Source organism: Chachezhania sediminis (assembly GCF_009765275.1).
GTDB lineage: Bacteria > Pseudomonadota > Alphaproteobacteria > Rhodobacterales > Rhodobacteraceae > Chachezhania > Chachezhania sediminis.
The window spans coordinates 312,289-339,114 of sequence record NZ_VOPH01000002.1; the positions used below are offsets into that span (position 1 = coordinate 312,289).

The 26,826-nt window shown below is 65.6% G+C and carries 25 protein-coding genes; 6 read left to right on the forward strand and 19 right to left on the reverse strand.

The features are described from left to right. Positions 1 to 12: 12 nt before the first annotated feature. The 6 genes from FQK05_RS06440 to FQK05_RS06465 all read right to left on the reverse strand — a co-directional run bounded on the left by FQK05_RS06440 (position 13) and on the right by FQK05_RS06465 (position 6,602). Positions 13 to 819: a ParA family protein gene (locus FQK05_RS06440; RefSeq protein WP_158965086.1), complete on the reverse strand. Its 807-nt coding sequence runs from the start codon at positions 817 to 819 to the stop codon at positions 13 to 15. After that, positions 812 to 1,423 carry a 16S rRNA (guanine(527)-N(7))-methyltransferase RsmG gene (gene rsmG / locus FQK05_RS06445; RefSeq protein ID WP_158965087.1) on the reverse strand — a complete coding sequence of 204 codons (612 nt, stop codon included), beginning with the start codon at positions 1,421 to 1,423 and terminating at the stop codon, positions 812 to 814. Before rsmG ends, FQK05_RS06440 begins: the two co-directional genes overlap by 8 nt. Next, the gene (gene mnmG / locus FQK05_RS06450; protein ID WP_158965088.1) at positions 1,420 to 3,288 is read right to left on the reverse strand and encodes a tRNA uridine-5-carboxymethylaminomethyl(34) synthesis enzyme MnmG; all 1,869 of its coding nucleotides are present in this window, start codon (positions 3,286 to 3,288) and stop codon (positions 1,420 to 1,422) included. The genes rsmG and mnmG overlap by 4 nt, the downstream gene beginning before the upstream one ends. A 12-nt stretch (positions 3,289 to 3,300) precedes the next feature. Then, entirely contained in the window at positions 3,301 to 4,587 is a 1,287-nt protein-coding gene (mnmE, locus tag FQK05_RS06455) for a tRNA uridine-5-carboxymethylaminomethyl(34) synthesis GTPase MnmE (protein ID WP_158965089.1), read from the reverse strand. A gap of 22 nt (positions 4,588 to 4,609) precedes the next feature. Further along, positions 4,610 to 5,881 carry a transcription termination factor Rho gene (gene rho, locus FQK05_RS06460; protein ID WP_158965090.1) on the reverse strand — a complete coding sequence of 424 codons (1,272 nt, stop codon included), beginning with the start codon at positions 5,879 to 5,881 and terminating at the stop codon, positions 4,610 to 4,612. 271 nt (positions 5,882 to 6,152) lie between these two features. Then, entirely contained in the window at positions 6,153 to 6,602 is a 450-nt protein-coding gene (locus FQK05_RS06465; RefSeq protein WP_158965091.1) for a CopD family protein, read from the reverse strand. 405 nt (positions 6,603 to 7,007) lie between these two features. Here FQK05_RS06465 and FQK05_RS06470 point away from each other — a divergent pair, with 405 nt between their 5' ends. Genes FQK05_RS06470 through dnaQ form a run of 4 tightly spaced genes read left to right on the forward strand, consistent with a single transcriptional unit; the run spans position 7,008 to position 9,703 of the window. After that, positions 7,008 to 7,604 carry a Maf family protein gene (locus FQK05_RS06470; protein ID WP_158965092.1) on the forward strand — a complete coding sequence of 199 codons (597 nt, stop codon included), beginning with the start codon at positions 7,008 to 7,010 and terminating at the stop codon, positions 7,602 to 7,604. Next, positions 7,601 to 8,434, forward strand: a complete 834-nt coding sequence (locus FQK05_RS06475; RefSeq protein ID WP_158965093.1) for a shikimate dehydrogenase — start codon at positions 7,601 to 7,603, stop codon at positions 8,432 to 8,434. Before FQK05_RS06470 ends, FQK05_RS06475 begins: the two co-directional genes overlap by 4 nt. After that, on the forward strand, positions 8,431 to 9,024 hold the full coding sequence (coaE, locus tag FQK05_RS06480) for a dephospho-CoA kinase (protein ID WP_158965094.1): 594 nt from the start codon (positions 8,431 to 8,433) through the stop codon (positions 9,022 to 9,024). The genes FQK05_RS06475 and coaE overlap by 4 nt, the downstream gene beginning before the upstream one ends. Then, positions 9,017 to 9,703 carry a DNA polymerase III subunit epsilon gene (gene dnaQ, locus FQK05_RS06485; RefSeq protein WP_158965096.1) on the forward strand — a complete coding sequence of 229 codons (687 nt, stop codon included), beginning with the start codon at positions 9,017 to 9,019 and terminating at the stop codon, positions 9,701 to 9,703. Before coaE ends, dnaQ begins: the two co-directional genes overlap by 8 nt. A gap of 251 nt (positions 9,704 to 9,954) precedes the next feature. Here dnaQ and FQK05_RS06490 read toward each other — a convergent pair whose 3' ends face one another. The 3 genes from FQK05_RS06490 to FQK05_RS06500 all read right to left on the reverse strand — a co-directional run bounded on the left by FQK05_RS06490 (position 9,955) and on the right by FQK05_RS06500 (position 12,370). After that, the gene (locus FQK05_RS06490; protein WP_158965097.1) at positions 9,955 to 10,569 is read right to left on the reverse strand and encodes a Smr/MutS family protein; all 615 of its coding nucleotides are present in this window, start codon (positions 10,567 to 10,569) and stop codon (positions 9,955 to 9,957) included. Beyond that, the gene (gene mltA / locus FQK05_RS06495) at positions 10,569 to 11,564 is read right to left on the reverse strand and encodes a murein transglycosylase A (RefSeq protein ID WP_233270439.1); all 996 of its coding nucleotides are present in this window, start codon (positions 11,562 to 11,564) and stop codon (positions 10,569 to 10,571) included. The genes FQK05_RS06490 and mltA overlap by 1 nt, the downstream gene beginning before the upstream one ends. 149 nt (positions 11,565 to 11,713) lie before the next feature. Next, the gene (locus FQK05_RS06500) at positions 11,714 to 12,370 is read right to left on the reverse strand and encodes a Tim44/TimA family putative adaptor protein (protein ID WP_158965098.1); all 657 of its coding nucleotides are present in this window, start codon (positions 12,368 to 12,370) and stop codon (positions 11,714 to 11,716) included. A 138-nt stretch (positions 12,371 to 12,508) separates the two neighbouring features. Here FQK05_RS06500 and FQK05_RS06505 point away from each other — a divergent pair, with 138 nt between their 5' ends. Further along, positions 12,509 to 13,024 carry an FxsA family protein gene (locus tag FQK05_RS06505; RefSeq protein WP_158965100.1) on the forward strand — a complete coding sequence of 172 codons (516 nt, stop codon included), beginning with the start codon at positions 12,509 to 12,511 and terminating at the stop codon, positions 13,022 to 13,024. A 90-nt stretch (positions 13,025 to 13,114) separates the two neighbouring features. Further along, positions 13,115 to 13,636 (forward strand): protein-export chaperone SecB, encoded by a 522-nt coding sequence (secB, locus tag FQK05_RS06510; protein WP_158965101.1) that lies wholly within the window; start codon positions 13,115 to 13,117, stop codon positions 13,634 to 13,636. 251 nt (positions 13,637 to 13,887) lie between these two features. On the opposite strand, the gene FQK05_RS06515 is transcribed toward secB, so the two are convergent. The 10 genes from FQK05_RS06515 to tsaE all read right to left on the reverse strand — a co-directional run bounded on the left by FQK05_RS06515 (position 13,888) and on the right by tsaE (position 26,719). Further along, the gene (locus FQK05_RS06515) at positions 13,888 to 15,009 is read right to left on the reverse strand and encodes an alpha/beta hydrolase (protein WP_233270402.1); all 1,122 of its coding nucleotides are present in this window, start codon (positions 15,007 to 15,009) and stop codon (positions 13,888 to 13,890) included. 131 nt (positions 15,010 to 15,140) lie between these two features. Further along, complete coding sequence (gene hslU, locus FQK05_RS06520; protein WP_158965104.1) at positions 15,141 to 16,448, reverse strand: ATP-dependent protease ATPase subunit HslU; 1,308 nt, start codon at positions 16,446 to 16,448, stop codon at positions 15,141 to 15,143. Further along, positions 16,445 to 17,008, reverse strand: coding sequence for an ATP-dependent protease subunit HslV (gene hslV / locus FQK05_RS06525; protein ID WP_158965105.1), 564 nt, complete (start codon positions 17,006 to 17,008; stop codon positions 16,445 to 16,447). Before hslV ends, hslU begins: the two co-directional genes overlap by 4 nt. Before the next feature lie 276 nt (positions 17,009 to 17,284). After that, entirely contained in the window at positions 17,285 to 17,716 is a 432-nt protein-coding gene (locus FQK05_RS06530; protein ID WP_233270403.1) for a PaaI family thioesterase, read from the reverse strand. A gap of 125 nt (positions 17,717 to 17,841) precedes the next feature. After that, positions 17,842 to 18,162 carry a thioredoxin gene (trxA, locus tag FQK05_RS06535; protein ID WP_158965106.1) on the reverse strand — a complete coding sequence of 107 codons (321 nt, stop codon included), beginning with the start codon at positions 18,160 to 18,162 and terminating at the stop codon, positions 17,842 to 17,844. A 37-nt stretch (positions 18,163 to 18,199) separates the two neighbouring features. After that, a complete protein-coding gene (gene addA, locus FQK05_RS06540; RefSeq protein WP_158965107.1) occupies positions 18,200 to 21,583 on the reverse strand; it encodes a double-strand break repair helicase AddA in 3,384 nt (1,127 codons plus the stop codon). Further along, positions 21,580 to 24,501 carry a double-strand break repair protein AddB gene (gene addB, locus FQK05_RS06545; protein ID WP_158965108.1) on the reverse strand — a complete coding sequence of 974 codons (2,922 nt, stop codon included), beginning with the start codon at positions 24,499 to 24,501 and terminating at the stop codon, positions 21,580 to 21,582. Before addB ends, addA begins: the two co-directional genes overlap by 4 nt. After that, the gene (locus tag FQK05_RS06550) at positions 24,494 to 25,153 is read right to left on the reverse strand and encodes a nucleotidyltransferase family protein (RefSeq protein WP_158965985.1); all 660 of its coding nucleotides are present in this window, start codon (positions 25,151 to 25,153) and stop codon (positions 24,494 to 24,496) included. Before FQK05_RS06550 ends, addB begins: the two co-directional genes overlap by 8 nt. Before the next feature lie 14 nt (positions 25,154 to 25,167). After that, entirely contained in the window at positions 25,168 to 26,196 is a 1,029-nt protein-coding gene (locus tag FQK05_RS06555) for an aminoglycoside phosphotransferase family protein (RefSeq protein WP_233270404.1), read from the reverse strand. Beyond that, positions 26,162 to 26,719 (reverse strand): tRNA (adenosine(37)-N6)-threonylcarbamoyltransferase complex ATPase subunit type 1 TsaE, encoded by a 558-nt coding sequence (gene tsaE / locus FQK05_RS06560; RefSeq protein ID WP_158965987.1) that lies wholly within the window; start codon positions 26,717 to 26,719, stop codon positions 26,162 to 26,164. Before tsaE ends, FQK05_RS06555 begins: the two co-directional genes overlap by 35 nt. Positions 26,720 to 26,826: the final 107 nt, after the last annotated feature.

A 26,826-nucleotide genomic window follows, 5' to 3' on the forward strand; every position in this document is an offset into this window, starting at 1 on the left:
GCTCCTGTCGCCTCAGGCGGCCACGCTTTCGTGGTTCCGCACCAGTTCCGCCGCCAGCGCGCGATAAGCCCGCGCACCGGTCGAATTCGTGTCGTAGTTCAGCACCGGAATCGCATAGGACGGCGCTTCGGAAATCCTTACGTTCCGCGGAATCTTCGTTCGGAACACCAGGTCACCCAGGTTCGCACGCGCATCAGCCTCGACCTGCTGGGACAAGTTGTTGCGTTTGTCATACATGGTCAACACAACACCTTCGACTCTCAGGTCGGGATTGGCCGAGGCGCGTACTTCGCGGATCGTCATCAGAAGCTGCGACAGACCTTCCAGCGCAAAGAATTCCGACTGCAGCGGCACCAGCACCGAATTCGCAGCCACCATCGCGTTCACCGTCAGAAGGTTCAACGACGGCGGGCAATCGATCAGGATGTAATCCAGCCCATAAGCCGCCATCGCGTCCTGCCGCAGCGCCTGTTTCAGAAGATAGGACCGGCGTTCGACTTTCGCCATCTCCATGTCCGCAGAGCTTAGGTCGACATTTGCCGGAATGATGAAAAGCCCTTCGATTCCAGCACTTTGCACCATTTCCGACAGATTTCCGTCGCTCAGAAGCAGGTCATAGCTCGTCAATTCGCGCGCCTCGTCCACCACGCCGAGGCCGGTGGAGGCATTCCCCTGCGGATCCAGGTCCACCACAAGAACCTTCATCCCGATCTCGACCAGGGCCGCGGCCAGGTTAATCGCGGTCGTGGTTTTGCCCACCCCGCCCTTCTGGTTCGCAACCGCAATGATTCGGGGTTCGTTGCGTGAAAAGTCAGACACGCGACACTCCTTCGATGGACAGGATAACCGCTCCCGGCTGAGTACGACTTTTAATCGGGAGGGCCGAGAATTGCCATCTCTGCCGCGCCTCTGCCAACTCTTTTTCCCAGGTCTCGCCCTTCGGGAACAGCGCCGTTCCGCCTGGGGCCAAGTGCCGATCGGCGAATTCAAGCAGAAGGTCCAGGGATGCAAGGGCGCGTGCCGATATTACATCGGCACGCTGCGGCTCTGCCGCCTCGATACGGGCCGCGATGATTGTGGCATCGATGCCGGTCTCGCGGGAAACCGTCCGCAGAAAGGCGGCTTTTCGTTGATCGCTTTCGATCAGGGTGACTGCTGGCCCGTCAGGTTCCCCTGCCGCTAGAATCGCAATCACAAGACCGGGAAACCCGCCACCAGAGCCAAGATCCGCCCATGTCACCGCTCTGGGTGCAGCATCCCAGACTTGAACCGAATCCAATATGTGGCGGTTCCATAGATCTGGGATACTTGATTTAGAGACAAGATTGATCTTCGGATTCCACTTCTCCAGCAGTGCAGCGTAGATCTCAAGCCGCTCCATTGTTTCACGTGAAACATTGTCCGGCAGACCGGGGCGCGTCATGCTCTTTTCGCCTGCCGGTCGCGACGAAGGCGTGCCAAAAGCAAGGCAAGCGCCGCTGGCGTCATCCCTTCCATACGCCCAGCCTGAGCCAGCGATTCTGGACGAATTCGGGACAACTTCTGCTTCAGTTCGTTGGAAAGACCTTCAATGGACGAATAATCGAAGCCCGCCGGTATGACGTGCGCCTCTTCACGCTTCAGCGTCGCCACATCCCGTTTTTGCCGTTCGATGTAGGACGCGTACAGCGCATCCCTCTCTACCTGTCGCCGGATCGGTTCCTCGACAGCATCGAGTTCCGCCTTCAGCGGCATCACGTCCTCGAAAGTGACGTCCGGAAAAGCCAGAATTTCCAAACCTGTCCGGCGGTTTCCGTCTTCCTTGACCTTGATTCCAACAGATCCGACCTGCTTCGGCGTATAGGTCTCTGCCGTCAGCAATTCCCGCGCGATGTCCAGCTTCTCCATCTTATCCAGAAACGCCCGGCGGCGTGCCTCGCTTACGCAGCCCAGGTCAAGCGCCAGGGGCGTCAGACGCTGATCGGCATTATCCGCCCGCAACGAGAGCCGAAATTCCGCCCGAGAAGTAAACATGCGATAGGGTTCCGCCACACCGCGTGTGGTCAGATCGTCAATCATGACGCCGATGTAGCTGTCGGTTCTGCTGAACGTCACCGGGTCCCTGCCCCGAACGGAAAGCGCGGCATTCAGACCGGCGACCATGCCCTGGGCCGCAGCTTCCTCATATCCGGTAGTTCCGTTGATCTGGCCCGCAAGATACAGTCCCGGGACATCGCGAACCGCGAGTTGGGCGTTCAGCGCGCGGGGATCGACGTAGTCGTATTCAATCGCATAACCCGGTTGCAGGATCCTGACATTCTCCAACCCGACGATGGAGCGCACATAGGCCTCCTGCACATCTTCGGGCAAGGACGTCGAGATGCCGTTCGGATAGACCGTAGGATCGTTCAGCCCTTCCGGTTCCAGGAACACCTGGTGGGAACTCTTGTCGGCGAAGCGGACCACCTTGTCCTCGATCGACGGGCAATAGCGGGGACCGACGCCGTCGATATGGCCTCCGTACATTGCCGACCGGGAGAGATTCTGTTCGATGATCTCGTGCGTGCGGGCATTCGTATGGGTGATTCCGCAGGAAATCTGCCGTGCCACTACCTTGTTGGAAAGAAAGGAGAAAAGAACCGGATCATCGTCACCGGGCTGGGTTTCCAGGCCATCCCAGTTGATCGTCCGGCCGTCCAGCCGGGGCGGAGTGCCCGTCTTCAGCCGTCCCATTGGCAGGTCAAAGGAATCCATCCGCTCAGCCAGCGCCACAGAAGGCTTGTCGCCCATACGGCCGCCAGGTTTGCGCACATCACCAATGTGAATCACGCCGCGAAGAAATGTGCCCGTGGTCAGAACGACCGCACCAGAGGGGATCTCGGACCCGTCGGCAAGCAGGACTCCGGCCACCCGGGGGCCATCCATCAGGAAATCGGTGACTTCGCCTTCAACGATCTCAAGATTCTCCTGCTTCTCAGTCTCTTCCAGCATTGCCGCTCGGTACAGCGCGCGGTCGGCCTGGGCCCGCGGGCCTTGAACGGCGGGACCTTTCCGCCGGTTCAAAAGGCGGAACTGGATCCCTGCCCTGTCCGCGACGCGGCCCATGACACCGTCCATGGCGTCGACTTCGCGCACCAGGTGGCCCTTTCCAAGGCCGCCGATGGCTGGATTGCAGCTCATAACGCCAATTCCGTCACGTCGCAGCGTCACAAGAACGGTTCGCGCACCCACCCGGGCCGCGGCATGTGCGGCTTCGGCGCCGGCATGGCCACCACCGATTACAACGACATCAACAGGCGAATGTTTCACGTGAAACACTCCTCATTTCCCAAGACAGAAGCTGGCGAAGATTTCATCCAGCAGGGTCTCCACATCTATGCGTCCGACAAGAGATTCAAGGGCACGAATCGCATGGCGGAGATCCTCGGCTGCCAGATCATACATGTCGGGGCCGATTTCCAGAAGCCCCTGCGCCGAGGAAAGACCTTCGACCGCACGCGACATGGCGGACCGATGCCGATCCCGCGTCGCCAGACCAGCGCTGACTGTCCGTCGGGACAGGGTCTCGCTGACAGAGGCGATCAGCCTGTCGACCCCCTGCCCCGTCAGGCCTGACACCGCGCCTTCGCCATCCGAAAGCAAATCCGCCTTCGGACGCACGACAATATCGCCGTCGCGCAAAAGTTCGGCCGGAACCTCATTCTTGGACATCAGGAACACCCGGAGGTCTGCCGAGGCGGCACGTTCCTTGGCCAGGGCCACTCCAATGGCTTCGATCTTGTCTTCGGCTTCCCGCAATCCCGCCGTGTCCAGCAAGGTTACCGGCAAACCGGCCAGATCCATACGGACCTCGATCACGTCGCGGGTCGTTCCCGCGATTTCCGACGTGATCGCCGCCGGGCGCCCCGCCAGAGCGTTTAGCAGCGTCGACTTCCCCGCATTGGGCGGACCGACAATTGCGACCTCGAATCCCGTGCGGATGCGTTCGGCTATGCGAACACCCTCGATCTCGTGGTTCAGGTCGTGTTTAACTGCCGTCAGTAGTGCTTGGACCTCCGGCGTCACATCTTCGGGAACGTCTTCATCGGCAAAGTCGATGGTCGCTTCGATCAAGGCCGCCGCCCGGATCAGCTGTTCCCGCCACCGGTCGGCCTTGCGCCCCAGCGCGCCGCCCAGGACGGCCTGGGCCTGTTTGCGCTGTGTCTCCGTCTCGGCGTCAATCAGATCGGCCAGGCCTTCGACCTGTGCCAGATCCATCCGGCCGTTTTCCAGCGCGCGGCGGGTAAACTCGCCAGGTTCGGCGATCCGCAGCCCGTCGAGATCGGCCAATCGTTCCAGAACGGCCGAAGTCGTCGCGATACTGCCATGGATCTGAAGCTCGGCGACATCTTCGCCGGTAAAACTGCCCGGACCCGGGAAGGTCAAAACGACAGCTTCGTCCAGGACATCCTTGTCCGCAGAAAAAAGGCGCCGGAGCGTCAGGCCGCGGCCTGCCAATCCGGCGCCGGTGATTTCTGACACTGCGGGAAATGCGGCCGGGCCGGAAATCCGGATCACCGCCACCCCTGCACGGCCCGGGGCGCTGGCCAGGGCGAAGATCGTGTCCATCGCCGGCCCTCCCCCGGTCTTGTCAGGCGTTCATCGAATCGAAGAATTCCCGGTTCGACTTGGTCTGCTTCAGTTTCGACAGCAGGAACTCGATCGCATCAGTCGTGCCCATCGGGTTCAGGATCCGGCGCAGGGCAAAAGTCCGCTGCAGGTCGGTCTTGTCGACCAGCAGATCTTCCTTCCGGGTGCCGGATTTCAGGATGTCGATGGCCGGGAACACGCGCTTGTCTGCGATCTTGCGATCCAGCACCAGTTCCGAGTTACCCGTACCCTTGAATTCCTCGAAGATAACTTCGTCCATCCGGCTGCCAGTGTCGATCAGCGCGGTCGCGATGATGGTCAGCGAACCGCCTTCTTCGATGTTCCGGGCGGCACCGAAGAAGCGTTTGGGCCGTTGCAGCGCGTTCGCGTCCACACCACCGGTCAGGACCTTGCCCGACGACGGCACCACAGTGTTGAACGCCCTACCAAGTCTTGTTATTGAGTCGAGAAGGATAACAACATCTCGTTTATGTTCGACTAGGCGCTTGGCCTTTTCGATCACCATTTCAGACACGGCGACGTGACGCGCGGCCGGCTCGTCGAAAGTCGACGACACGACTTCGCCCTTCACGGACCGCTGCATGTCGGTGACTTCCTCGGGGCGTTCATCGATCAGCAGCACGATCAGATAGCACTCGGGGTGGTTCTTTTCGATCGAGTTGGCGATGTTCTGCAGGATCACCGTCTTACCGGTCCGCGGCGGGGCGACGATCAGCGACCGCTGGCCCTTGCCGATGGGCGCGACCAAGTCGATCACTCGGGCCGACTTGTCCTTTATGGTGGGATCCTCGATCTCCATCTTCAGGCGTTCGTCGGGGTAAAGCGGCGTCAGGTTGTCAAAGGCGATCTTGTGGCGCGCCTTCTCGGGGTCTTCGAAGTTGATCTTGGTGACGTTCGTCAGCGCGAAATAGCGTTCGTTGTCGTCGGGCGCCTTGATCACGCCCTCGATCGTGTCGCCGGTGCGCAGGGAATAGGTGCGGATCATGTCCGGAGAGACATAAATGTCGTCCGGACCCGGAAGATAGTTCGCCTCGGTGCTGCGCAGGAAGCCGAAACCGTCCTGCAGGACCTCCAGCACGCCATCGCCCGAGATTTCCCAGCCCTCGTCCGCGCGTTCGCGGAGGATCTGGAACATCATCTCGCCCTTGCGCATGGTCGAGGCGTTTTCGATCTCCAGCTCTTCGGCCATGGACAGAAGGTCCTTGGCGGTCTGCGCCTTGAGATCGGAGAGGTTGAGGGATTCGAGTGTCATGGGAAAAATACGAGCCTTGCGAGCGCCCTTGTGGTCGGGGCTTCAACTGTTCTGGTTCTGGGAAGGCACGCTGTCCGGACGGACAGGTTGGCAGCGCATATAGGCAAAGCTGGACCGCGAGTCAAACCTTTCCCGCGCACGGGTTCCACGATGGTAGTCGCGGTTGGATGCAGGGACGGTGTGTGGGGACCACACACCCTACGGTAAGGTTTCTGCCATCCGGATCAAAGTTCGATGCTGGGAAGGGTGCGTGGTCCCCACGCACCACCCTTCAGAACCGCACGACCACCGAAATCACGATCACGGCCATCAGCAGCGTCGGCACTTCGTTCATCATCCGGTAACGCCGCCCTGTCAGCGTATTCCGCCCCGCGGCAAAGTCCTTGCGCCGCAGCGCCAGCCAGTGGTGGAACCAGGTCATGCCCAGCACGCCCGCGGCCTTGGTCCAGGGCCACACCGCCGACCAGTCCACGATCCCCGGCGTGAAGACCAGCATCAGACCAAAGACCCAGGTCGCTACCATCGACGGGTTCATGATCATCCGGAGAAGCTTCATCTCCATCGTGTCGAAGACCGGCCCCAGACCGTCGGTCTTCCCGGCCATTTCCACGTGATAGACGTAAAGCCTGGGCAGATAGAAGATACCGGCCATCCAGGCGATGACCGACATGATGTGGAAAGCCTTGGTCCAGGGATAGAGCCAGATCAGTATGTCTTGCATTGCGGTCGTGTCCCCCGGCCGGGTCCTCTTAATCTTAAAGAATTATAAAGAAAGGATGATGATTTTGTAGCAAGGCCCGGATCTGTGGATCCTTTGGCTGTCACCAGATCCATCCACAGGGGCGAACTTGTGAATTCGTTTCGTGTCGGATTTGTGTAGATCTTGTAACATCCTTTATTTTCAGCAACTTGCCCTGTTCAGAACCGGCCTGTTCCTGTGGAAAACGAAAGGACAAGATTCCCTGCCCCGCCTTGCCCCCGGTTTCGGGTTATCCTTATCCCGGGTGGGAAGATCACGGCAACCCGTCCCTGGAACCCGGTCTTGTCCTGCCTCTTGCGCTTGGGGCCGATTTTCCCGACAACCGATCCCTAGGTTTCACGTCGCTTTTCCCACCAGGTTGTCCACATGCCGCCGCTCCTCCTCGCTTCCGGGTCCGAAATCCGCGCGCAGCTTCTGGCCAATGCCGGCGTCGAGGTTGAAGTCGTGCGTCCCCGCGTGGACGAGGAGATGCTGAAGTCGGCGCTCCTGGCCGAAGGATCCAGCCCGCGCGATCTGTCCGACGCCCTGGCCGAGGCGAAGGCCCGCAAGGTGGCGTCGCGACGACCCGAGGCTATGGTGATCGGCTGTGACCAGGTGCTTGAATTCCAAGGCGAAGTGCTGTCCAAACCAGAGACGGAGGAAGACGCGATCCGTCAGTTGCGCGCAATGCGGGGCCATGGGCACAAGCTCTGGTCTGCCGTGGTCGTCTATGAAGCCGCGGCGCCGGTCTGGCGCCATGTCGGCCGCGTGGACATGACCATGCGCGACCTGTCGGACGCCTATCTGGAGGACTACGTGACGCGGAACTGGGGAAGCATCCGGCACGCCGTTGGCGGCTACAAGCTGGAAGAGGAAGGAGCACGCTTGTTCTCGGGCGTGAGCGGCGATTACTTTACGGTCCTGGGGCTGCCGTTGATGGAGCTTCTGGGCTATCTGATGGTGCGAAAGGTTCTGGTGTCATGACGGCAACGCGGATTCCCCTGGCCGGGGTGATCGGATCGCCGATCGCGCATTCGAAATCGCCACAGATCCATCGGCACTGGCTGAACGCCTACGGGCTGTCCGGCCACTATATCCCCATGGACGTCGACCGCGACGATCTTCCGGAAGTTCTGCGCACCCTGCCCAAGATGGGTTTCGTCGGCGTCAACATCACCGTACCCCACAAGGAACTGGTGATGGATATCGTTGACACGCTGACCGACCGGGCGATCCTGATCGGCGCGGTGAACACGCTGATCTTCCGTCCCGACGGCAAGATCATGGGCGACAATACCGACGGCTACGGGTTCATGGAAAACCTGCGCCACGGCGCACCGAACTGGGACCCGAAATCGGGCCCCGTAGCAGTGCTGGGCGCCGGTGGTGCCGCGCGCGCCGTGGTCGCGGCCTTGTCGGATGCCGGGGTGCCGCAGATCCTGCTGGCGAACCGCACCCGCGTCCGGGCCGAGAAGCTGAAGGAAGAATTCGGCCAGCGCGTCCGGGTCACGGACTGGGTCCAGGCCGGCAATATCGTGGACGAGGCTGTCCTGGTCGTGAATACGACCTCTCTGGGCATGGTCGGCCAGCCGGAGCTTCGGATCCCGCTGGATGCCCTGGCGCCGGGCAAGATCGTTACGGACCTTGTCTATAACCCGTTGAAAACAAGACTTCTTTCGGCAGCCGAGGCGGCGGGGTGCACCGTCGTCGACGGCCTTGGCATGCTGCTGCATCAGGCGGTTCCGGGCTTCGAACGCTGGTTCGGCATAAGGCCAGAGGTCGACGCGGCGGCCCGCACGGCGGCGCTCAGATGAGCTATGTCCTCGGCCTCACCGGCTCCATCGGGATGGGCAAGAGCACGACGGCGCAGATGTTCGCCGACGAAGGCTGTGCCGTCTGGGACGCGGACGCGGCGGTGCATCGCCTTTATGCCAAGGGCGGCGCCGCGGTCGAACCGATGCGCGCGGCCTTCCCGAATGCGATCTTCGACGAACAGGTCAGCCGGCAGGCCCTGAAAGAGATCATCGAGGCGGATCCCGCGGCCCTGAAGGCGATCGAAGGCATCGTCCATCCGCTGGTCGGTGCCGACCGGGCCCAGTTCCGTGCCGAAACGACGGCCGACATCGTGGTCGTCGACGTCCCCCTGCTGTTCGAGACCGGCGGCGACCGTCATGTCGACGGCGTGGCGGTGGTCAGCGTGGATGCTGCGACCCAGAAGGCCCGTGTGCTGGCCCGTGGCACAATGACCGAAGCGCAATTTGAAAGCATCCGGGCCAAGCAGATGGCCGACGCGATCAAGCGCGACCGCGCCCACTGGGTCATTCCGACCCATACGCAGGAAGAAGCGCGCGAGAAGGTCAAAATGATCGTGGAAGAGATCCGGGAGAAGCTGCTTCATGCGTGAGATCGTCCTCGACACCGAAACCACGGGCTTCAAGCCGGAGGAAGGCCACAGGATCGTCGAAATCGGGGGTGTGGAACTCTACAACCACCTGCCGACCGGCAAGACCTATCACCAGTACATCAACCCCGAACGCGACATGCCGGAAGAGGCTTACAACGTTCACGGCCTGTCGATCGACTTTCTGTCCGACAAGCCCCGCTTTGCCGAAGTGGGTCAGGCCTTCCTGGACTTCGTGGGCGACGCCAAGCTGGTGATCCACAACGCGTCCTTCGACATGCACTTCCTGAATGCGGAACTGCGCTGGATGGGCCTGTCGCTCTTGCCGATGGATCAGGCGATCGACACGCTGGCCATGGCGCGGGAACGCTACCCGGGGTCGCCCGCATCGCTCGACGCGCTCTGCCGCCGCTTCGGTATCGACAACTCGGCACGTACCTTCCACGGTGCGCTTCTGGACTCGGAAATCCTGGCCGAGGTCTATCTGGAAATGATCGGCGGCCGGCAACCGGATTTCGCCCTGTCGACGGCGTCGACAAACGCTGGCGCCGGCCAGTCCGACTGGCGCCCCAAACCGCGGGATAAGGCGCTGCCGCCCCGGATCACGGCCGGGGAACGCGCCGCGCATGAAGCGTTCGTGGCCAAGATGGGTGACGCGGCGCTCTGGTCCAGAGTGCAGTAAGAGGCCGGAGAAGCGTGCAGTACACGGAACCTTGCGGTGTCGCTACAGGCGTGACTGCCACCGTTGGGGGCTCTGCCCCCGCCGCCCGTTCCGGGCGACTCCCCCGCGGTATTTGAAGATCAAAGAAGTCAGGGGCGGTCGTCCCGGTTTTCGAAGGACGGCATATGCCGCCTTCTTCTCTTCACAAATATCTCCAGGGGTGTGGGGACAGCGTCCCCACTCCGTCGGTCATGCCAGAGGGTTGTGCCGGGTTACCGGGGCTTGCGGAGGTAGACGTAGAGCGCGCCCTCGCCGCCGTGGCGGACATGGGCGGCCGTGATCTGCAGAACGGCATGGTTCAGCGGCGGCATGGCCAGCCAGCGGGGGACGTGGTGGCGCAGGATGCCGTGGGGTTCGGGGATCGGGCCGGTGGCAGCGCCAGGGCGGCCCTTGCCGGTGATCACCAGGACAAGGCGGCGGCCCTGCCCTTGCGAGGACAGTATGAAGCGGGTCAGAGCCGGATGGGCGCGGGCCTGGGTCATGCCGTGCAGGTCGATCCTGGCCTCTGGTTCCAGCTTGCCACGGCGGAGGCGGGTAAAGGCCTTTCGGTCCATGTGAAGCGGCTGGTTCCGCAGCCGTTCTGCCAGCGGCGGCACAAGGTCGTGGCCCGGGGCCGGCCTGTCGGATGTCTTGCCTATGCGCAAGCTTGCCAGGCCGGGGCGTTCCGGCACCGCCGTGTGGGTGCCGTTGATCCGGCCGTCCGGTTTGGGGTCCGGTTTCAGTTCGGCGCCGCTGTCCAGTTTCCGGCGGCCGATCGGATCGGCGCTGCGCGCGATCCGGCCCCAGAGCTCCAGCTCTTCCTCGGTCGGCCGACGTTTGCGGGACACTAGATGTCCCCGGGCAGCAGCGCATAGGCGCGCTGGATCGGCATCAGTACAACCATCCGCCCGGTATCGCGCATCCGCCCGGCCATCCGGCCCGCCGCCGCGCCCGAGCCGGTAAAGATGTCTGCCCGCTGCGCCCCGCGGATCACGGACCCGGTGTCCTGCGCCACCATCAGACGGCGCATCGGCACTGCGCCGTCGGCCTCCAGCCACACGGGGGCGCCCAGCGGCGTATAGGCGGGATCCACGGCGATGGACCGCATTGGCGTCAGCGACCGGTTCATCGCGCCTAGGGGCCCCCGGCCGTCGGGCATGTCGTCCAGCTTGCGGAAGAAGACATAGGACGGATTGTGGAACAGCAGCTCCTGCCCCTCTTCCGGGTTCCGCCGGACCCAGTTTCCGATCACTTTGGCGCTGACCTGGTGGGGGGAATAGACGCCGCGGCGGACCAGTTCCTCGCCCACCGAACGATAGGGCTGGCCGTTGGCGCCGCCATAGCCGACCCGGATCGACCCGCCTTCGCGCAGGCGGATCCGGCCGGAGCCCTGGATCTGAAGGAAGAACAGCTCTACCGGGTCGTCGACCCAGGCGATTTCCAGTCCGCGGTTGTCCATGACGCCCGAGGTCAGGATTTCCCGCCGGGTCAGCCAGGGGCCGCCCCTGGCCTCTGGCGGCATGGCGTAGAGCGGATAGCGAAAACGCGCGTCGGGATGCCGGCTGCCGGTCAGTTCGGGTTCGTAATAGCCGGTGAACAGCGCAGGCTGGTTCCGGGTGATCTCGACCGGGCGGAAAAACAGCTGGAAGAAGCTTTTCGCCTCTTCCCGCCGCAGGCTTTGCGCGACGGCGCATATGTTGCGCCAGTCGGGTTCGGTCATGTCGGCGCAGGTTTCGGTAAAGACTTTCAGCGCGGCGGCGTGGTTGTCATCTTCCCAGCCGTCCAGATCAGAGAAGTCCAGGATCCGGTGCGTGACCTGAGGATCGCGGTGGTCGGCCCGCAAGGGCGGTGCGGTGGCGACAGAGGCGATGGCTGCGGCAAGGCCCAGCCCGGCCAGTCCCGCCCGGGCGCTACGTGCGCTGCGCCCGATCCATCCCCCGTTCTCGCACCTGTCCTCGATCACCGGGTCGCGTCCCCCCCTGGCCCGTCCGATCAGGCGTCCGTTGCCACCAGGATCCAGTTCGGATCGTCGGTGCCCATGGTCCGGGCAAAGGTCCAGACGTCCTTCTGGCGCTTCGACGCCGTCGGGCTGCCCTCGATCACGGTGCCGTCGCGGTCGCGGATGACCGAAGTCAGCTCGCCCACGAAGCGCATGGTGATTTCGGCCCGTCCGGTGTCGCGGGCGAAGTCGGCGTCGGCAATCGCGATCTCGCGCACGCCGATGAATTCGCTTTCGATGGTCAGGCCCTTGTCCTCGCGTTGGGCGACGACGTCGACGAAAGTGTCGAACACGTCTTCGGCCAGGAAGGGCTGAATCTGGGCCAGCTCGCCCTTGTCGAAGCCTGTCACGATCATCTCGTAGGCGCCGCGGGCGCCCTGGACGAACTGGGTGACGGAAAAGCTGGGTTCCACCCGCTTCATCGCGGCCAGTGCCTCGGCCGCCTTGGAGCCGGCTTCGACATAATCCGTGATGTCGTGATCCGGGCCGCCCTCGATAACTTCGAAGTCGGGGCGTGGGCCGCGCTGCACGGGTTCGGCGACGCGTGGTTTTTCAAAACCCTCCCTTGTACCCAGCACGTTGCGAAGGCGCAGGATCAGGAAGATGGCAATGCCGGCCAGGATCAGAAGGTGAAGAAGGGGCGATTGCATGTGGTCCTCGTCTGGGCGTGAAGGTTCACGTCTCGGGCAACGGGACGTTGTGTGATGCCCCGCACCCATTATGTAGGGGAGGGGCGTGGTCAAGTCCACCGCCCGCACCAAAGCTGTAAGGGGCTGAAAGGAAGGTTCATGTATCTTTTTCTGGCATTCGTGCTGTTGCCGATCGTCGAGATCGGTCTGTTCATCAAGGTCGGGGGGCTGATCGGGCTGTGGCCGACGCTGGCGATCGTGGTGGGCTCGGCGATGCTGGGAAGCTGGTTGATGCGCACTCAGGGCCGCGTGGCCCTGGCCGAGGTACAGCGCGCCTTCAACGAAATGCGCGATCCCGGAACGCCCCTGGCCCATGGGGCCATGATCATCGTGGCCGGCATGCTGCTGATCACGCCGGGCCTTCTGACCGACACGATGGGCCTTCTGCTGCTGATCCCGGCCGTGCGGCTGTGGGTGATGCGGACGATCCGGGCCAGGATGAACGTGCAGGTCTATGGCATGAACGCCCAGGGCGGCGCGCGCTATGGCGGCCGGCCGGGGGACGACATCATCGATGGCGACTATCGCGAAGTTGATCCGTCGCGAGGAGCGGATCGGCCCAAGACCGGACCTTCGGGTTGGGTGCGCGGGCCGGACGACACGCCCGGGTCGTAGCGGCAAGCAAAGCCTCATTGTCCTGACCGTGCCGGACTGATACTCAACGGCGCGAAGATTGAGTTATTTCCGGAAGTCGAGGAGGCCCCAATGGCCGAGAACGGAGCCGATCAGACGGCACAGCCGGCGGAAGCCGCGCAGCAGCCGCCGCAAGTCCAGATGAACATCCTGAACCAGTTCGTTCGCGACATGTCGTTCGAGAACGTGATGGCGCAGAAGGGTATTTCAGGCGAGGTCCAACCGGACATCAGCGTCCAGGTGAATCTGGACGCCCGCAAGCGCGCGGACGATGTCTTCGAGGTGATCCTGAAGCTGAACATCGAATCGAAGTCGAAGGCCGGCGGCGAGGTCCTGTTCGTGATGGAACTGGACTATGCGGGCCTGTTCCGCATCTCCGGCGTGCCGGAAGAGCAGATGCACCCGTTCCTGCTGATCGAGTGTCCGCGGATGCTGTTCCCCTTCGTGCGCCGCATCGTGTCGGACGTGACGCGCGACGGTGGCTATCCGCCGCTGAACCTGGATACGATCGACTTCGTCGCGATCTACCGTCAGGAACTGGCACGCCGCCAGGCAGCGGCCGCCGCGGCAGCACCGGCCCCCGCCGAGAACTGATTGCCAGGGGCGCGCACAGGGCCCCGGCCGGCGAACAGCTGTGCCGCCTGCCCCGCGCGCACCGTCCGAAGGCGCCAGGGCGCCTTCGGACCTGCCGCCTGCGACGCGCAGGCCCGCTGACAGACGGCGCGCCGGCCGGACTGGCCCGGCGACAGACCCTTGATTGACTGCATTGGATGGGATGGCGCAGGGACCTGGCGGTCGGTGCTGTCGCGGACCGATGTCCCGAACGTTCGGGTCACGGCGTGAAATCAGCGCAGCCCGGCGCCCGGGCTCTGTGGCACGGCGGGCAGCTTGACCGCTGCGGCCTGACCGGATTGCGCGACCGTGGCTTGGCCGAACCGGCCCGACAGCGTGACGTTGTTTTCGCCGAAGACCCTGTCGACCCAGCCGGTTTCCGACAGCACCGCCAGAAGCGCCGGGGACGAGGCCGGCAGGAAATGCGACAGGCCCCTGGGGTCGTTGAATTCCGACATGTCGACCAGAAGCACAGGCAGATCCGTCAGTTGTTCGATCCCGTCGACATTGCCCAGCCGGCCCTTCGCGCGGTCCCCGCGCATCCACCCCGACACGTCCAGCGCCCGGTCCCCGGTGTTGGAAAAGATGACCAGCGGGCTGGGCGGCGGCTGGAGCCTTGCCATCTGGGTGCGGAAGACCTCGATATCGAGGTCGGGAGAGATCAGGATCACGCCGGCCAGCGCCCTGGATGACCAGCCGGGCGTCTTGATATCGGCCTGGCGCAGCGCCTCCATCGACAGGTAGCTGCCCAGCGAATGGGCGATCAGCAGGACCGGCCGGCCGGTTTCGGACCGGATGATGCGCAAAAGCCGTTCCAGCCCGTCGCGTCCGAAGGCCATGCTGTCCTGGTCGTAGATATAGCCCAGCGGCGACCCGCGACTGGGCCAGGAATAGGCGATGATCACGCCCGGGATCTTCAGGTCGCGCTGCATCTGGGCCACCCGAAAGGCCGAGGCCGGCTGGGTATCGTTGTAGCCGTGCACGAAGACGGTGACTGCCCGGCGGTCCGGCGGCAGCCTGTCCAGTTGCGCCTTCAGCCGTTTGCGAAAGACGGCCTCGGACGGCAGTATCTCGCGTTCTGCGGTGACGAATTCGCGGCGCGGATCGACCGGGGGACGGGGTTTGCGGAACTGGCCCGGAATGCGGTCCGGCGGTACGGACACGGTGACTTCCAGCAGCGACAGGTCCTGCGACCGCCCTGCCCCGAAGGTTCCGTCGTCCTCCTGCGCCCGGGAGGTGGCGACAAAGACCGTTTCGGGCGACCCGACCTCCAGCGCGGTCGGATCGACCGGGTCGATCACGCGTGGGGCGCAAGACGCGCACAGAAGCAGCGCAACCAGGACGAGTCGAGACAACATGGCATTCCGCGGGAAAAGGGTCCCTGCCGGAATAGCGCACCGGGCCCTGCTCGTGAACCCGAAGCGCTGCCTTTCGCAAGGTTCGGGCTGCCGCGGCCCGGTGCCGGACCGCAGTGCCCACTATTGCGTCACAGCATGTAGCGGCTGATATCCGTGGACCGGCTGAGCGCACCCAGATTGGCCTCGACGAAGGCGGCATCGACCGTCACCGCCTCGCCGCCGCGGTCTGGGGCGGAATAGGACAGCTCCTCGAAAACGCGTTCCAGGACGGTGTGCAGACGCCGGGCGCCGATGTTTTCCACGGCGCGGTTCACCTCGGCCGCGATCCGCGCCAGGGCGGCGATGCCGTCGTCGGTGAAGGCGACGGTCACGCCCTCGGTCCCCATCAGCGCCGTGTACTGGCGAGTCAGGGCGTTGTCGGTTTCGGTCAGGATGCGGACGAAATCCTCTTCCGACAACGCCGACAGTTCCACCCGGATCGGCAGGCGGCCCTGCAGCTCCGGTAGAAGGTCCGACGGCTTGGCCACGTGGAACGCGCCCGAGGCGATGAACAGGATATGATCGGTCTTCACCGGCCCGTGCTTGGTCGACACGGTGGTGCCCTCGATCAGCGGCAGCAGGTCGCGCTGGACGCCTTCTTGGCTGACATCGGCCCCGCGGGCATCGGCCCGGGCACAGACCTTGTCGATCTCGTCGATGAAGACGATGCCGTTTTCCTGCACGCTTTCCAGCGCGGCCTTTGTGACGATCTCGTCGTCCAGCAGCTTGTCCGCTTCCTCGCCGATCAGCAGGTCATAGCTTTGCGCCACGGTCATGCGCTTGCGGACGGTGCGACCGCCAAAGGCCTTACCGAAGATGTCGCCCAGGTTCATCATGCCCATCTGGCCGCCCGGCTGCCCGGGAATGTCGAAGGCGGGGAACGGGGACGAGGTATCGGCCACGTCCAGCTCGATCTCGGTATCGTCCAGCTCTCCGGCGATCAGCTTCTTGCGGAAGGCATCGCGGGTGGACGCACGCGCATCCGCACCGGCAATGGCCGTGATCACGCGCTCCTCGGCCGCCTTCTGGGCGTTGGTCTTCACTTCCTCGCGCATCGCCTCGCGGGTCTGCACGATGGCGGCATCGACCAGGTCGCGGATGATCTGTTCGACATCGCGCCCGACATAGCCGACCTCGGTGAACTTCGTGGCCTCGACCTTCAGGAATGGCGCCTTGGCCAGTTTGGCCAGGCGGCGCGAGATTTCGGTCTTGCCGACGCCGGTGGGCCCGATCATCAGGATGTTCTTCGGGAACACCTCGTCCTGCAGGTCGGCGGCCAGGTGCTTGCGCCGCCAGCGCGACCGCAGCGCAACGGCCACGGCGCGCTTGGCATCGGCCTGGCCAATGATGAAACGGTCGAGTTCCGATACGATTTCGCGGGGGGTCAGATCGGTCATGCCTTGGCCTCGATGGTTTCGACGGTCAGGTTCGTGTTGGTGTAGACGCAGATGTCCGCGGCGATGGCCATGGCGCGCCGGGCGATGTCCTCGGCCGTGCGGTCGGTGTCCATCAGCGCGCGCGCGGCAGCCAGCGCATAGTTCCCGCCGGATCCGATGGCGGCCACGCCCTGCTCCGGCTCCAGCACGTCGCCGGCACCGGTGACGACCAGAAGATCGGTTCCGTCGGTGACGATCAGCATGGCTTCCAGCTTCTGCAGGTACTTGTCGGTGCGCCAGTCCTTGGCCAGCTCGACACAGGCCCGCGCCAGCTGCCCGGGTGCCGCTTCCAGCTTGCCCTCCAGCCGCTCGACCAGAGTGAAGGCATCGGCGGTGGATCCGGCAAAGCCCACCACCACATCGGCGCCGCCGGGCGTCAGGCGCCGCACCTTGCGGGCAGTGCCCTTCATCACGGTCTGCCCCATGGAGACCTGCCCATCGCCCGCCACGGTGACGCGCCCATCCTTGCGGACGCCGATGATCGTGGTCCCGTGCCAGCCGGGGAAAGCATCGTTGCTCATGTTCTTTTCCTTTCCCGGGCCGGGCCCGGTCGTGGTCAGGGAGCACATATGTAACCCTTGGCGCCGGGGGACAAGAGGAGGGTGCCGCACCCCGGTTTCCGGACCGGGCGCGCGTGTTCCGGTCGGTCTGCCTCCGGCGGGAGGTATTTGGAAAGAGAAGAAGCCGGGCGCGCATCCTTCCTTCTTCTCTTCACAAATACCTCCAGGGGTGTGGGGACAGCGTCCCCACTCCGACATTGGCATGATGTGCGGCGGCATGATGTGCGGCGCGGGACTTCAGGCCGTAACGGGAATGATCGTCCCCTGGCACACGGCGACCAGTTTCCGGGTCCCATCCGGGGCTTCGGCGAAAACGTCGGCCGCGACGGGCACGATGCGGCGGCCGGGCTTCAGGATGCGGCCTTCGGCGATCAGGTGGCCCTCGGCAGGGGATAGGAAGTTGATCTTGATCTCGACCGACAAGACATCGACCTCGGGCGGCAGGACCGACAGCGCGGCATAGCCGGCGGCGGTGTCGCCCAGGGCGAAGGTCAGGCCGCCATGGGCAAAGCCCTGCTGCTGGCGGAAGTCCGGGTGGACCGGCCCCGAGATCGTGATCCGGCCCCAGCCGACGGCGTCCAACGTCGCGCCAGCCGTCTGCATCATTGTCTGGCGGGCAAAGCTTTCGCGGATCTTCGCCTCTACGCCCGGCGCCATCTGGCCGTCCATGCATTTTCCTTTCGTCATTGGCCGCGCCACGTTACCGGCGGGGATGGCGCGTGCAACCGGACAAACAAAAAGCGCCCCGGGGGGAAACCCGAGGCGCCCGGCGTCGATCTTTCAGATCTCTTGGATCAGATCGCGCTGTCGATCCAGCTTTGCAGTGCGGCCTTGGGGGCTGCACCGGCACGGTTCGACACGACCTGACCGTCCTTGAAGATGAAGAGCGCGGGAATGCCGCGCACGCCCAACTGGGCGGCGGTGTTCGGGTTCTGGTCGACATCGACCTTGGCCACCTTGATCTTGCCGCCATACTGGGTGGCCAGCTCTTCCAGAGCGGGGCCGATCTGGCGGCACGGGCCGCACCATTCCGCCCAGAAGTCGACGACGACGGGAACGTCGGACTGGCGGACTTCGCTGTCAAATGTGGCGTCGGTTACGGCTACGGTGGACATGGGCTGTCTCCAAATGTGAAATCTCGACCTCGGGAACCTAGGAAGGGGACGCGGCGCCGTCAAGATCTTGGGTCCGGGCCAGCGCGGCCCGCAGGGACTCGTGTGGCAAGACCATGTGAGTGGCGGTTCGGGTCCAGATCAGGCCGACCTCGATCGTGCGGTCGGGATAGATCCGTTCCAGGGCAACAAGATAGGCGCCCATCTGCCGCAGGATGCCTTCGGGGCAGGACAGGGGCGTTGCGGGCACCACCGCATTCGATTTGAAATCCGCAAGGCGGATATGCGTGCGCGTCACGATCAGCCGGTCGATCACGCCGTGCAGTCTGCCGTTGCCCAAGGGCGACGTGATCGGCACCTCGGCCAGTGCATCGGGCGCGAAGAATGGCGCCAGTGCCGGGGCGGTCAGGGTCGTCGTGGCCTCGGCCAGCAGGTCCGGCAGGTCTGCCGGGTCGACTTCGGGCAGGATGCGCGGTGCCGAGTCGGCCCAGCGGTCGGGCCTCGCGGTCGGCAGATGTTCCAGCAGCAGGTGGATATGCGTGCCGCGCAGCTTGGCCGCGGCCTCGTCCAGCCCGGCCTCGCCCGGCAGCGCCTTGGCGCCGCCCAGATCGGAAGGTTTCAGGACCTGCGCCCCGGGCGCCGGGGGTGGGACGGGGTGGCGGAAGAGGTCGGGAAGGGCGGGCGGGGCCGCCTTGACCGCTGGCGCGGACTCCGGCACCGCGCCGTTCCAGTCGCCCGTGGCCAGCCGCAGGCCCGGGCCGCCGTCGCAGTCGAGTTCCGCTGCGCCTTCGGCCCTGAGCGCCGTTTCGACCCGTTCGTACCAGGTGGAGGCATCCTTCGACAGATCGCCGGACGCCGCCACGACCAGCCAGCTTTCTGCCCGCGTCAGGGCGACGTAGAGAAGCCGCAGCCGCTCTGCCTCTTGCCGGGCCCGGTGGGCCTCGCGTGCCTCGCGCATGGCGGCGGGGGTTTCGGCGGATACCGTGCGCCACAGGGGCAGGGGGCCGTCCGGGGTTTCCACATGGGTGATGTCGGGATCGGGGGCGGCGCGTTGGAGGGCGGTGTCGGGCAGGATCACCACCGGGGCTTCCAGCCCCTTGGCGCCGTGGACGGTCATCACGCGGATCTGGTCGCCGACATTGCCCATCTGGCGCTTGATTTCCAGATCGTCGGTTTCCATCCAGGTCAGGAAACCGGTCAGGCTGGGGATTTCCGACCGTTCATAAGCCAGCGCCTGGGACAGGAGCGCATCGATCCCGTCCTCTGCCTCTGGCCCCAGCCGGCCCAGCAGGCGGCGGCGGCCGTCATGGCGCGTCAGGATGCGGTCGATCAGGTCATAGGGGCGCAGGAAATCGGCGTGGTCGCGCAGGTCGGTCAGGATCGCGACGGTCTGCGGATGCAGGTCAGCCCGGCGGCGCAGAACTTCCCACAGATAGGCGCCGTCGCGACCATGGGCGAGGGCATAGAGTTCCTGTTCCGACCAGCCGAACAGCGGCGATTTCAGGGCCGAGGCCAGCGACAGGTCGTCTTCGGGCGTGGCCAGGAAGGACAGGACGGCAGCCAGGTCCTTGACCGCCAGTTCGGCGCCGACCTTCAGCCGGTCGGCACCGGCGATGGGCAGGTCCAGCTGCTTGCAGGCGCGGATGATCGCGGCGAACAGGTCTGATCGGCGGCGGACCAGGATCAGCACGTCGCCATAGCGCATCGGCCGGCGGTCGGAACCGTGGGGCAGGGTTTCGCCGCCTTCGACCTGTGCCTTGATCCAGTGTGCGATACGCTGGGCCAATACGGTCGCGTGATGGTCCTGTCCGGGGCGGTCGACGGGATCGGTCCAGTGGCCGTCCTCTTCCGCCTGGGCCTTGTCCACCACGGGCCACAGGTCGACGCGACCCGGCATGTCAGACCGGAACGCGCGGTGCTGGCTGTCCTTGGCGAAATCCGGGACTGCTTCGGGCGCGAAGACCCGGTCCACCAGTTGCAGGATCGCCGGGGCCGAGCGGAAGGAATATTCCAGCGTCAGGTCCTGCAGGCCCGGGCCCGCGGCCGTCAGGCGGTCCTTGAAGGTCCGGCGCATGGTGTCGAAGGCCGCGGCGTCTGCGCCCTGAAAGGAATAGATCGACTGTTTGCGGTCGCCGACGACGAAGAGTGTCCGCGGGCGATCCCGTTCGGCGCCCTGTCCGGCCATGAATTCCTGGGTCAGCGCCTCGATCACGTCCCACTGGGCGGGGCTGGTGTCCTGTGCCTCGTCCACCAGGATGTGTTCGATTCCGCCGTCAAGACGATAAAGCACCCAGGACGCGACCCCGGGATCGCGCAGCAGGCGCCGGGCGCGCCCGATCAGGTCGTCGAAGTCGAGCCAGCCGCGCAGTTCCTTCCGGCGGTCGTATTCCGGCAGGAAGGCGGCCGCGAACCGGTGCAGGGCTTCTGCCCTGGCGGCAGCGGCCAGGCCAAGGCGCTTGTTGAACGCGCCCTCCACCCGGGCCATGAAATCGTCCAGCTCGTCCATGGAGGAGGCAAGGCGCGCCTGCGTCGCCTTGGTCGGGAACCTGCCGATCTTGGCGCCAAAGGGGGTTTTCGCCGTCGCGCCGAACAGGAACACCTTTTCCAGCACCGGCAGGTCGGCGACCCCGGGCACGCCCACCGACATCAGCGCCGCTGCCGCATCCACGTCGGTCTTGGAGCCTTCGACCAGCGCTTCGCGAAGCGCTTTCAAAAGCGCTTCCTCGCCGCCGGTGAAGGTCTCTGCCGCAAGGTCGGCCATTGTGTAGCCGTCGGGCAGGTCCAGGGCACGCAGCAAGTCCGCACGCGTTGGCGCCGGATCCATCCTGTCCCGGGCAGATGTGATCGACCGTGCCAGCGCGGCAAAGTCGCTGTCCGACAGATAGGCCGCCACACCGTCGACCAGATCGACCAGCGGACCCGACGCCATGTCTTCCACGATCTCGGCCCGCAGCATGTCCGCCGCGCGGTCCTCCATCTCGGCGAACTGGGGGCTGACGCCGGCCTCCAGCGGAAAACGGCGCAGAAGGGCGGCGCAGAAGGCGTGAATGGTCTGGATCTTCAGCCCGCCCGGCGTCTCGATCGCGCGGGCAAAAAGCGTGCGCGCCCGGGCCAGGTCGCCCGCCGTGGGCGTCGCGGTCTCCCACGCGCCCAGTTCCTCCAGCGTGGCGGCCAGCGTCGCGTCGTCCAGCATCGCCCATTCGCCCAGGCGGCGGAACAGGCGGTTCTGCATCTCGGCCGCGGCGGCCTTGGTATATGTCAGGCACAGGATCTTCTGCGGGTCGGTGCCCTGCAGCAGGATCCGCGCCACCCGGTCGGTCAGCACCCGCGTCTTGCCCGATCCTGCGTTGGCGGAAAGCCATGTGGACGACTGCGGCTGCGCCGCCTGTACCTGCCGTTCGCTGGCGGCGTTGCGCGCGATCATCCCACGTCCTCCGGATTGGACGGCGCCGTCACGTCCCATTCGCCGAAACGCGACAGGTGGTCGTAATCGCTGACATCCGTGTCCTTTCGCATCGCCCGCCGCGCGGCAAAGCCCTGTGACAGATCAAGGTAGGCCGCCATCAGCTTGCCCAGATCCGCCCAGACTTCGGCCGGGGGCATATCGGCCAGCGGCGCCTCGACAGTCTTGGCCTGTGTCCCCACGCCTAGATAGCTGGCGCCTGCCACCGGAGTTGGCGGAAAATCTTCGAACGCACCTCTTTCCGCCATCGCGGCCTCGATCAGAAGTTGCTTGTCGAACCCCTTTTGTTCGGCCTCGGTCGGCACGTGCCCGGTCTTGTAATCATAGAGGACGATGCGCCCGTCATCCGTCCGGTCCAGCCGGTCGGCGCGGCCGGTCAGGGAAACCCCGTGGGGCGCGATCTCGTCTTCCGCCTTCACCTCGAATCCGGTGGGTATGCCGCGTTTCTGCCGCTCCTTCTCGCCCGCGATGAAGTCGTTCGTGATGCGGGCCAGCTTGGCCCGCCACAGCCGGCGGGCGGCGGGCCAGGGCAGGTCGGCCAGTTCCCGGTCGGCGCATTCCAACAGGCGTTCCGGCGTCAGGTCATCCGGACCGGCATCCTTGATGAAGCGTTCAAAGACCTTGTGGATCAGCGTGCCCCGGTCGGCTGCGTCCGCCTCCTGCATAAGCGGGTCGAGCGGCTGAAGACCCAGCACCTTCCTGGCATAGATGGCATAGGGGTCGCGGATCAGGGTCCGGATTTCCGTCACGCGGTAGTGCCTTGGCCGGGCGTCCAGTGGTGGGCGCGGGGCAGGGCGGGGCGCGGCGGGTGTGGGCAGGGGGCGTTCCAGCTCCTCGGCCAGTTCCAGCCAGTACTTCCCGCGTTTCTGCATTTCGGCCAGCAGCGCCGGGCCTTCGGTGTCGCGCAGTCCGCCCAGCAGGTTCGTCAGCCGGTTCAGCCAGCGGGACGGCACGGTATCGGCATCTTCGGACCGGACCGCGCGGGTCAGCCAGACCTCGGCCGCGCCGATGGCCTGCTGAAAATCGTGCGCAGCCAGACCGATCCGGCGTTCCGGCAGCAAAAGGCCCGCATCCTTGCGCATCTGGCGGTTCAGCCAGGGGTCGGGCGCCGGCGCCTCGGGCCAGGAGCCTTCGTTCAGCCCGCCAAGGATCAGCAGGTCGGCGCCCATCACCCGCGCCTCCAGCGTGCCCCAGATCATGATGCCGGGATGGGCGGCGTCGCGGTCGCGGACCTCTTCCCCCGACAGGAGCGCGCCCAGCAGATCGGCGAATTCCGTGGCGGTCAGGTCACCGCCCGCCGGAGCCTCGGCCTGCAGCAGGTCCAGCACGGAACGGGCCTTGATCCCGGCATTGCGTTCCCACAGCCCGCCAGAGCCTTCGGCCGGCCCGCCGGCCACCCGTTCGGCCACCGATAGCAACCGTTCCGTCCAGCCTTCCAGCGTATCCTCGGCCCGGTCGTCCAGCCCGCACAGGGTGTCGGTCAGCCATTCCACCCAGATCCCCCGCCGGTCGGCCTGTTTCTCGGCCCAGCGAACCAGTGCTGCGGCGTCCGGAAAGGCGGGGCCGTATCGGCGCAGGTGCAGTTCCAGATCGCGGGTAAGCAGCAGGTGGATGCCGCGGCCTTCGCCCGAATGGGTCAGCGGATGCTTCAGCAGGGCGATCAGCGCCGCGCCGGTCATCGGCCGCACGAAAAGGGATGCCACCTGCCGCAGGAACCGCCCCGGGGGCGACAGTTGCAGCGGCATGCCCGCGCTGTCGTCTGGCGTGATTTCCCACCGGGCCAGCGCAGCGGCGACCTGGCGGGTCAGCATCCGGTCCGGCGTGATCAGGGCGGCGCGGATGCCGTCCTCGGCCGCCTGGCGCAGGCGCATGGCGATGGCCAGCGCCTCGGCCCGGGGGCTGGGGGCTTCCAGAAGGGTCACGTCCTTCAGACCGTCCGTAAGGCCTTGCAAGGCGGGGCCTTCGGTCAGCCAGGCATGGGTCACAGGCGCGGGGCGCAGGGCCAGCGAGACCAGGCGGTTCCGCGCGGGCGAGGGCGGGGACGTATCGGACCACGGGTGGATGTCGGCGGGACCGATGCCCAGCCCGTCCATCAGGCGGCGAAAGCGGTATTGTGGATGATCCTCGGCGGTCAGGGCATCGTCCATGCCGTCCCAGACCTGTGCTGGCTGGTCGAAATCATAGCCCGGCAGGATCAGCGCGCCCTGCGGCAGGCGGGCGACCGCCTCCATCAGCATCAGCGTCGTACCGCGCGACCCGGTCGATCCTGCCACGATCACCGGATGCTGCGGCGGGTTCGCATGCCACGCGGCGATCCGGCGTTCGACGGCCAGCCGCTGGCGGCCGGCGGCGTCCATTGTCCCGTCGGTGGTGGCCAGGAAACCGCGCGCGATCGCGATAAATTTCAGGGCGCGGGCCCAGTGGCCGGACATGTCCGATACGTCCAGCCCCGCGATGGTGTCGGCCGATACGCCTTCGCCCTGCATCTCGTCCATCAGCGCGGCCAGGCTGGTGGCCAGGTCGAACAGGGCGGCCCGGGCGGCCAGGCGGGGTTCGCGGTCCAGCAGGGCGCGGATCAGCTGAACCAGTTCCAGCCTGCGGCGCAGCGACGGGACTGCCGGCGGCAGGTCGGCCAGGTCCCACGAAAGCCCCGGATCGGTAACCAGCGACAGCCGCGGCAGCAGGCGGGCAGGACCTGCGTCGAAGATCGCGCGGATGCGGCGGGCCATGCGACGGGTGTTGACCATCAGTTCGACCCGCGCCCAGTCTTCCGGCGCGTCGGCGCCAAGTCGTGCGGTCAGGCCCGCGACGATCTCGGCCGGGACATCGACGCCAAGGGGCAGGGCGAAGGCGCGGGGTGTGGGCGAAGGTTCAAACATCGCCCTGCAGCATCCGTTCGGCAAGGGCGATGCCCTCGGGGTGGCCGACATCGCACCAGTGGCCGGGATAGTCCAGGCCGTACATGCGACCGTCCGCCAGCATCCGGTCCCACAGCCGGTTGAGAGAGAAGACCTTGTCCGGAATGGCGTCTAGGCCCCCGGTTTTCAGGATCTGCACGCCGCCATAGATCCCGCCGGGGCCGCGCGCGATGCGGCCGTCCGCGTCGAGCAGGAAGTCGCCCTTGCCCTTGTGGCCGACGGCACGGTCCCGCGGGATCACGATGGCCAGGGCATCCATCTTCTCGGGGTCCCAGGCTTCGGCCAGCATCGTCACCGGGTTCGGACCCGCCCAGACGGCATCGGAATTGGTCGTGATCACGGTCTTGGCGCCCAGAAGCGGCAGGGCAAGTCGCAGCCCGCCGCCGGTGTCCAGCACCTCGGGCTGCTCGTCCGAGATCAGGATGTCCCGACCCGCCAGATAGGCCGCGATCTGGTCGCCCTTGTAGTGCGTGTTCACCACGATCCGCGGGGCACCAGCGACCAGGTCCAGCGCGTGGTCCAGCAGGGGCCGGCCGGAGACGTGGATCAGCGGTTTGGGGCAGTCCTGTGTCAGGGCCCCCATCCGCGTGCCGAAGCCGGCAGCGAAAAGCATGGCGGGCGGAAGGGTCACCGGCCCCTCAGCTTGTCGAGCGCGGCGGGGTCGGGCGCGGGCAGGGAATCGCGGACGAGGTCGGAAATCGGGGCCAGTGCGGTGTGGTCCAGATCGCGCATCGCGTGGTCCCAGACGCGGGGGATCAGGTCGACATAGCGAGGCTTGCCGTAATCCGTGGCCAGCCGCGCGAAGACGCCGATGATACGCAGGTTGCGCTGGGTGCCGATCAAGGCATAGCCGGTTCGGAAGGCATGATCGTCGGTGCCCGTCGCCTCGATATACCGGGCGATCATGCGGTGTTCGATCACGGGCGACACGTCGCGGCGGGCGTCCTGCAACAGCGAGACAAGGTCATAGGACGGATGGCAGGTCATCGCGTCCTGGAAATCCAGAAGGCCCACCCGTTCCAGCCCGTCGCGGTCCGGCAGCCACAGCAAGTTTTCGGCGTGGTAATCCCGCAGCGCCAGCACCGGCGGGGTGCGGGTGGTCTGGTGCAGCAGATCCTCGAACCGTTCGGTGAAGCGGGCGGTCAGGGCCGGGTCGTCCTCGCCGGTCACGGCGGTGCGGTACTTGGTGAAGGCCAGTGCCGCCAGTTCCGCCATCAGGCCGGGGGAATAGTCCGGCGCCTCTGGCAGGTCGCAGTTGTGAAGGCGGACCAGGACGTCGACGGCGGCCTCGTATAGCTGGTGCTCCATCTCTGGCTGACGTTCCAGAACGCGGGCAAAGAGGGCATCGCCCAGGTCTTCCAGCAGCAGAAGGCCGGTCGTCGCATCTTCGGCCAGGATCTTCGGCGCGGCCAGGCCGCAGGCGGTCAGATGGCGGGCGATGGTGACGAAGGGGCGGACGTCCTCGTCCTTTTCCGGGGGCGCGTCCATCAGCACGGCGCGGGTGCCGTCGGCTGCGGTCAGCCGGTCGTAACGGCGGTTCGAGGCATCGCCAGCCAGCGGCGCGATGGCCGCGTCGCCCCAGCCGGCATCGGCCAGGAAGCTGCGGATCGCGGCGGTGCGGTCAGCGTTGGACTTGGGCGGGGATGAGGTCTGCAAGCTTGGTCGTCCATTTCGGGTCGCGCCAGGACAGGCGCAGGTGGCGGGGGGCGTCGTCGGCCTCGGGGCTTATGGGCCGGCCGGGGATCAGAGACAATGCCAGCGCAGCGGCCGGCGCCAGGTCGCCCAGCCGGTCGGGCCATTCGATCACGGTCACGGCGGTTTCGAAAGCGTCGGCCAGGCCCAGTTCCTGGACCTCGGATGTGTCGGTCAGGCGATAGAGGTCGGCATGCCAGATCTCGTCCTCAGGCGGGCCATAGGTCTGGACCAGCGTGAAGGTGGGCGAGGGGACGTCCTCGGAAGGGCTGCCAAGTCGCGCGCGGATCAGGGCGCGGGTGAAATGGGTCTTGCCGGCACCGATGGGGCCGGTCAGCAGCAGGCAGTCGCCGGGGGCAAGGCAGGCGGCCAGGCCTTCGGCAAACGTGGCGGTTGCGGTTTCGTCCGCAAGGGTCAGGTCACGGGTCTCGCCCGGCGGATCGGACGGGGCGCAACGGTCGGACGGGTCTGCGGCAGAGGGGCTCATGGCCTGCAGGATGGCGTCCGGGCGGCAGGGCTGCAAGGGCGATCGTGTGGACGTCGCGCCCGGTTTCCGCCCCCGGATCGCGCGCGCCGTTCCGCCCGCCGGCCCGC

Coding starts and splice junctions, on each gene's coding strand:
- addA (WP_158965107.1), bottom strand. CDS start 21,583: ATGATCGCGCGCAACGCCGCCAGCGAACGGCAGGTACAGGCGGCGCAG.
- mnmE (WP_158965089.1), bottom strand. CDS start 4,587: ATGGACACGATCTTCGCCCTGGCCAGCGCCCCGGGCCGTGCAGGGGTG.
- coaE (WP_158965094.1), top strand. CDS start 8,431: ATGAGCTATGTCCTCGGCCTCACCGGCTCCATCGGGATGGGCAAGAGC.
- hslV (WP_158965105.1), bottom strand. CDS start 17,008: ATGAGCAACGATGCTTTCCCCGGCTGGCACGGGACCACGATCATCGGC.
- FQK05_RS06500 (WP_158965098.1), bottom strand. CDS start 12,370: ATGCAATCGCCCCTTCTTCACCTTCTGATCCTGGCCGGCATTGCCATC.
- FQK05_RS06475 (WP_158965093.1), top strand. CDS start 7,601: ATGACGGCAACGCGGATTCCCCTGGCCGGGGTGATCGGATCGCCGATC.
- secB (WP_158965101.1), top strand. CDS start 13,115: ATGGCCGAGAACGGAGCCGATCAGACGGCACAGCCGGCGGAAGCCGCG.
- FQK05_RS06530 (WP_233270403.1), bottom strand. CDS start 17,716: ATGGACGGCCAGATGGCGCCGGGCGTAGAGGCGAAGATCCGCGAAAGC.
- FQK05_RS06465 (WP_158965091.1), bottom strand. CDS start 6,602: ATGCAAGACATACTGATCTGGCTCTATCCCTGGACCAAGGCTTTCCAC.
- addB (WP_158965108.1), bottom strand. CDS start 24,501: ATGTTTGAACCTTCGCCCACACCCCGCGCCTTCGCCCTGCCCCTTGGC.
- FQK05_RS06470 (WP_158965092.1), top strand. CDS start 7,008: ATGCCGCCGCTCCTCCTCGCTTCCGGGTCCGAAATCCGCGCGCAGCTT.
- hslU (WP_158965104.1), bottom strand. CDS start 16,448: ATGACCGATCTGACCCCCCGCGAAATCGTATCGGAACTCGACCGTTTC.
- FQK05_RS06505 (WP_158965100.1), top strand. CDS start 12,509: ATGTATCTTTTTCTGGCATTCGTGCTGTTGCCGATCGTCGAGATCGGT.
- rsmG (WP_158965087.1), bottom strand. CDS start 1,423: ATGACGCGCCCCGGTCTGCCGGACAATGTTTCACGTGAAACAATGGAG.
- trxA (WP_158965106.1), bottom strand. CDS start 18,162: ATGTCCACCGTAGCCGTAACCGACGCCACATTTGACAGCGAAGTCCGC.
- rho (WP_158965090.1), bottom strand. CDS start 5,881: ATGACACTCGAATCCCTCAACCTCTCCGATCTCAAGGCGCAGACCGCC.
- dnaQ (WP_158965096.1), top strand. CDS start 9,017: ATGCGTGAGATCGTCCTCGACACCGAAACCACGGGCTTCAAGCCGGAG.
- tsaE (WP_158965987.1), bottom strand. CDS start 26,719: ATGAGCCCCTCTGCCGCAGACCCGTCCGACCGTTGCGCCCCGTCCGAT.
- FQK05_RS06550 (WP_158965985.1), bottom strand. CDS start 25,153: ATGCTTTTCGCTGCCGGCTTCGGCACGCGGATGGGGGCCCTGACACAG.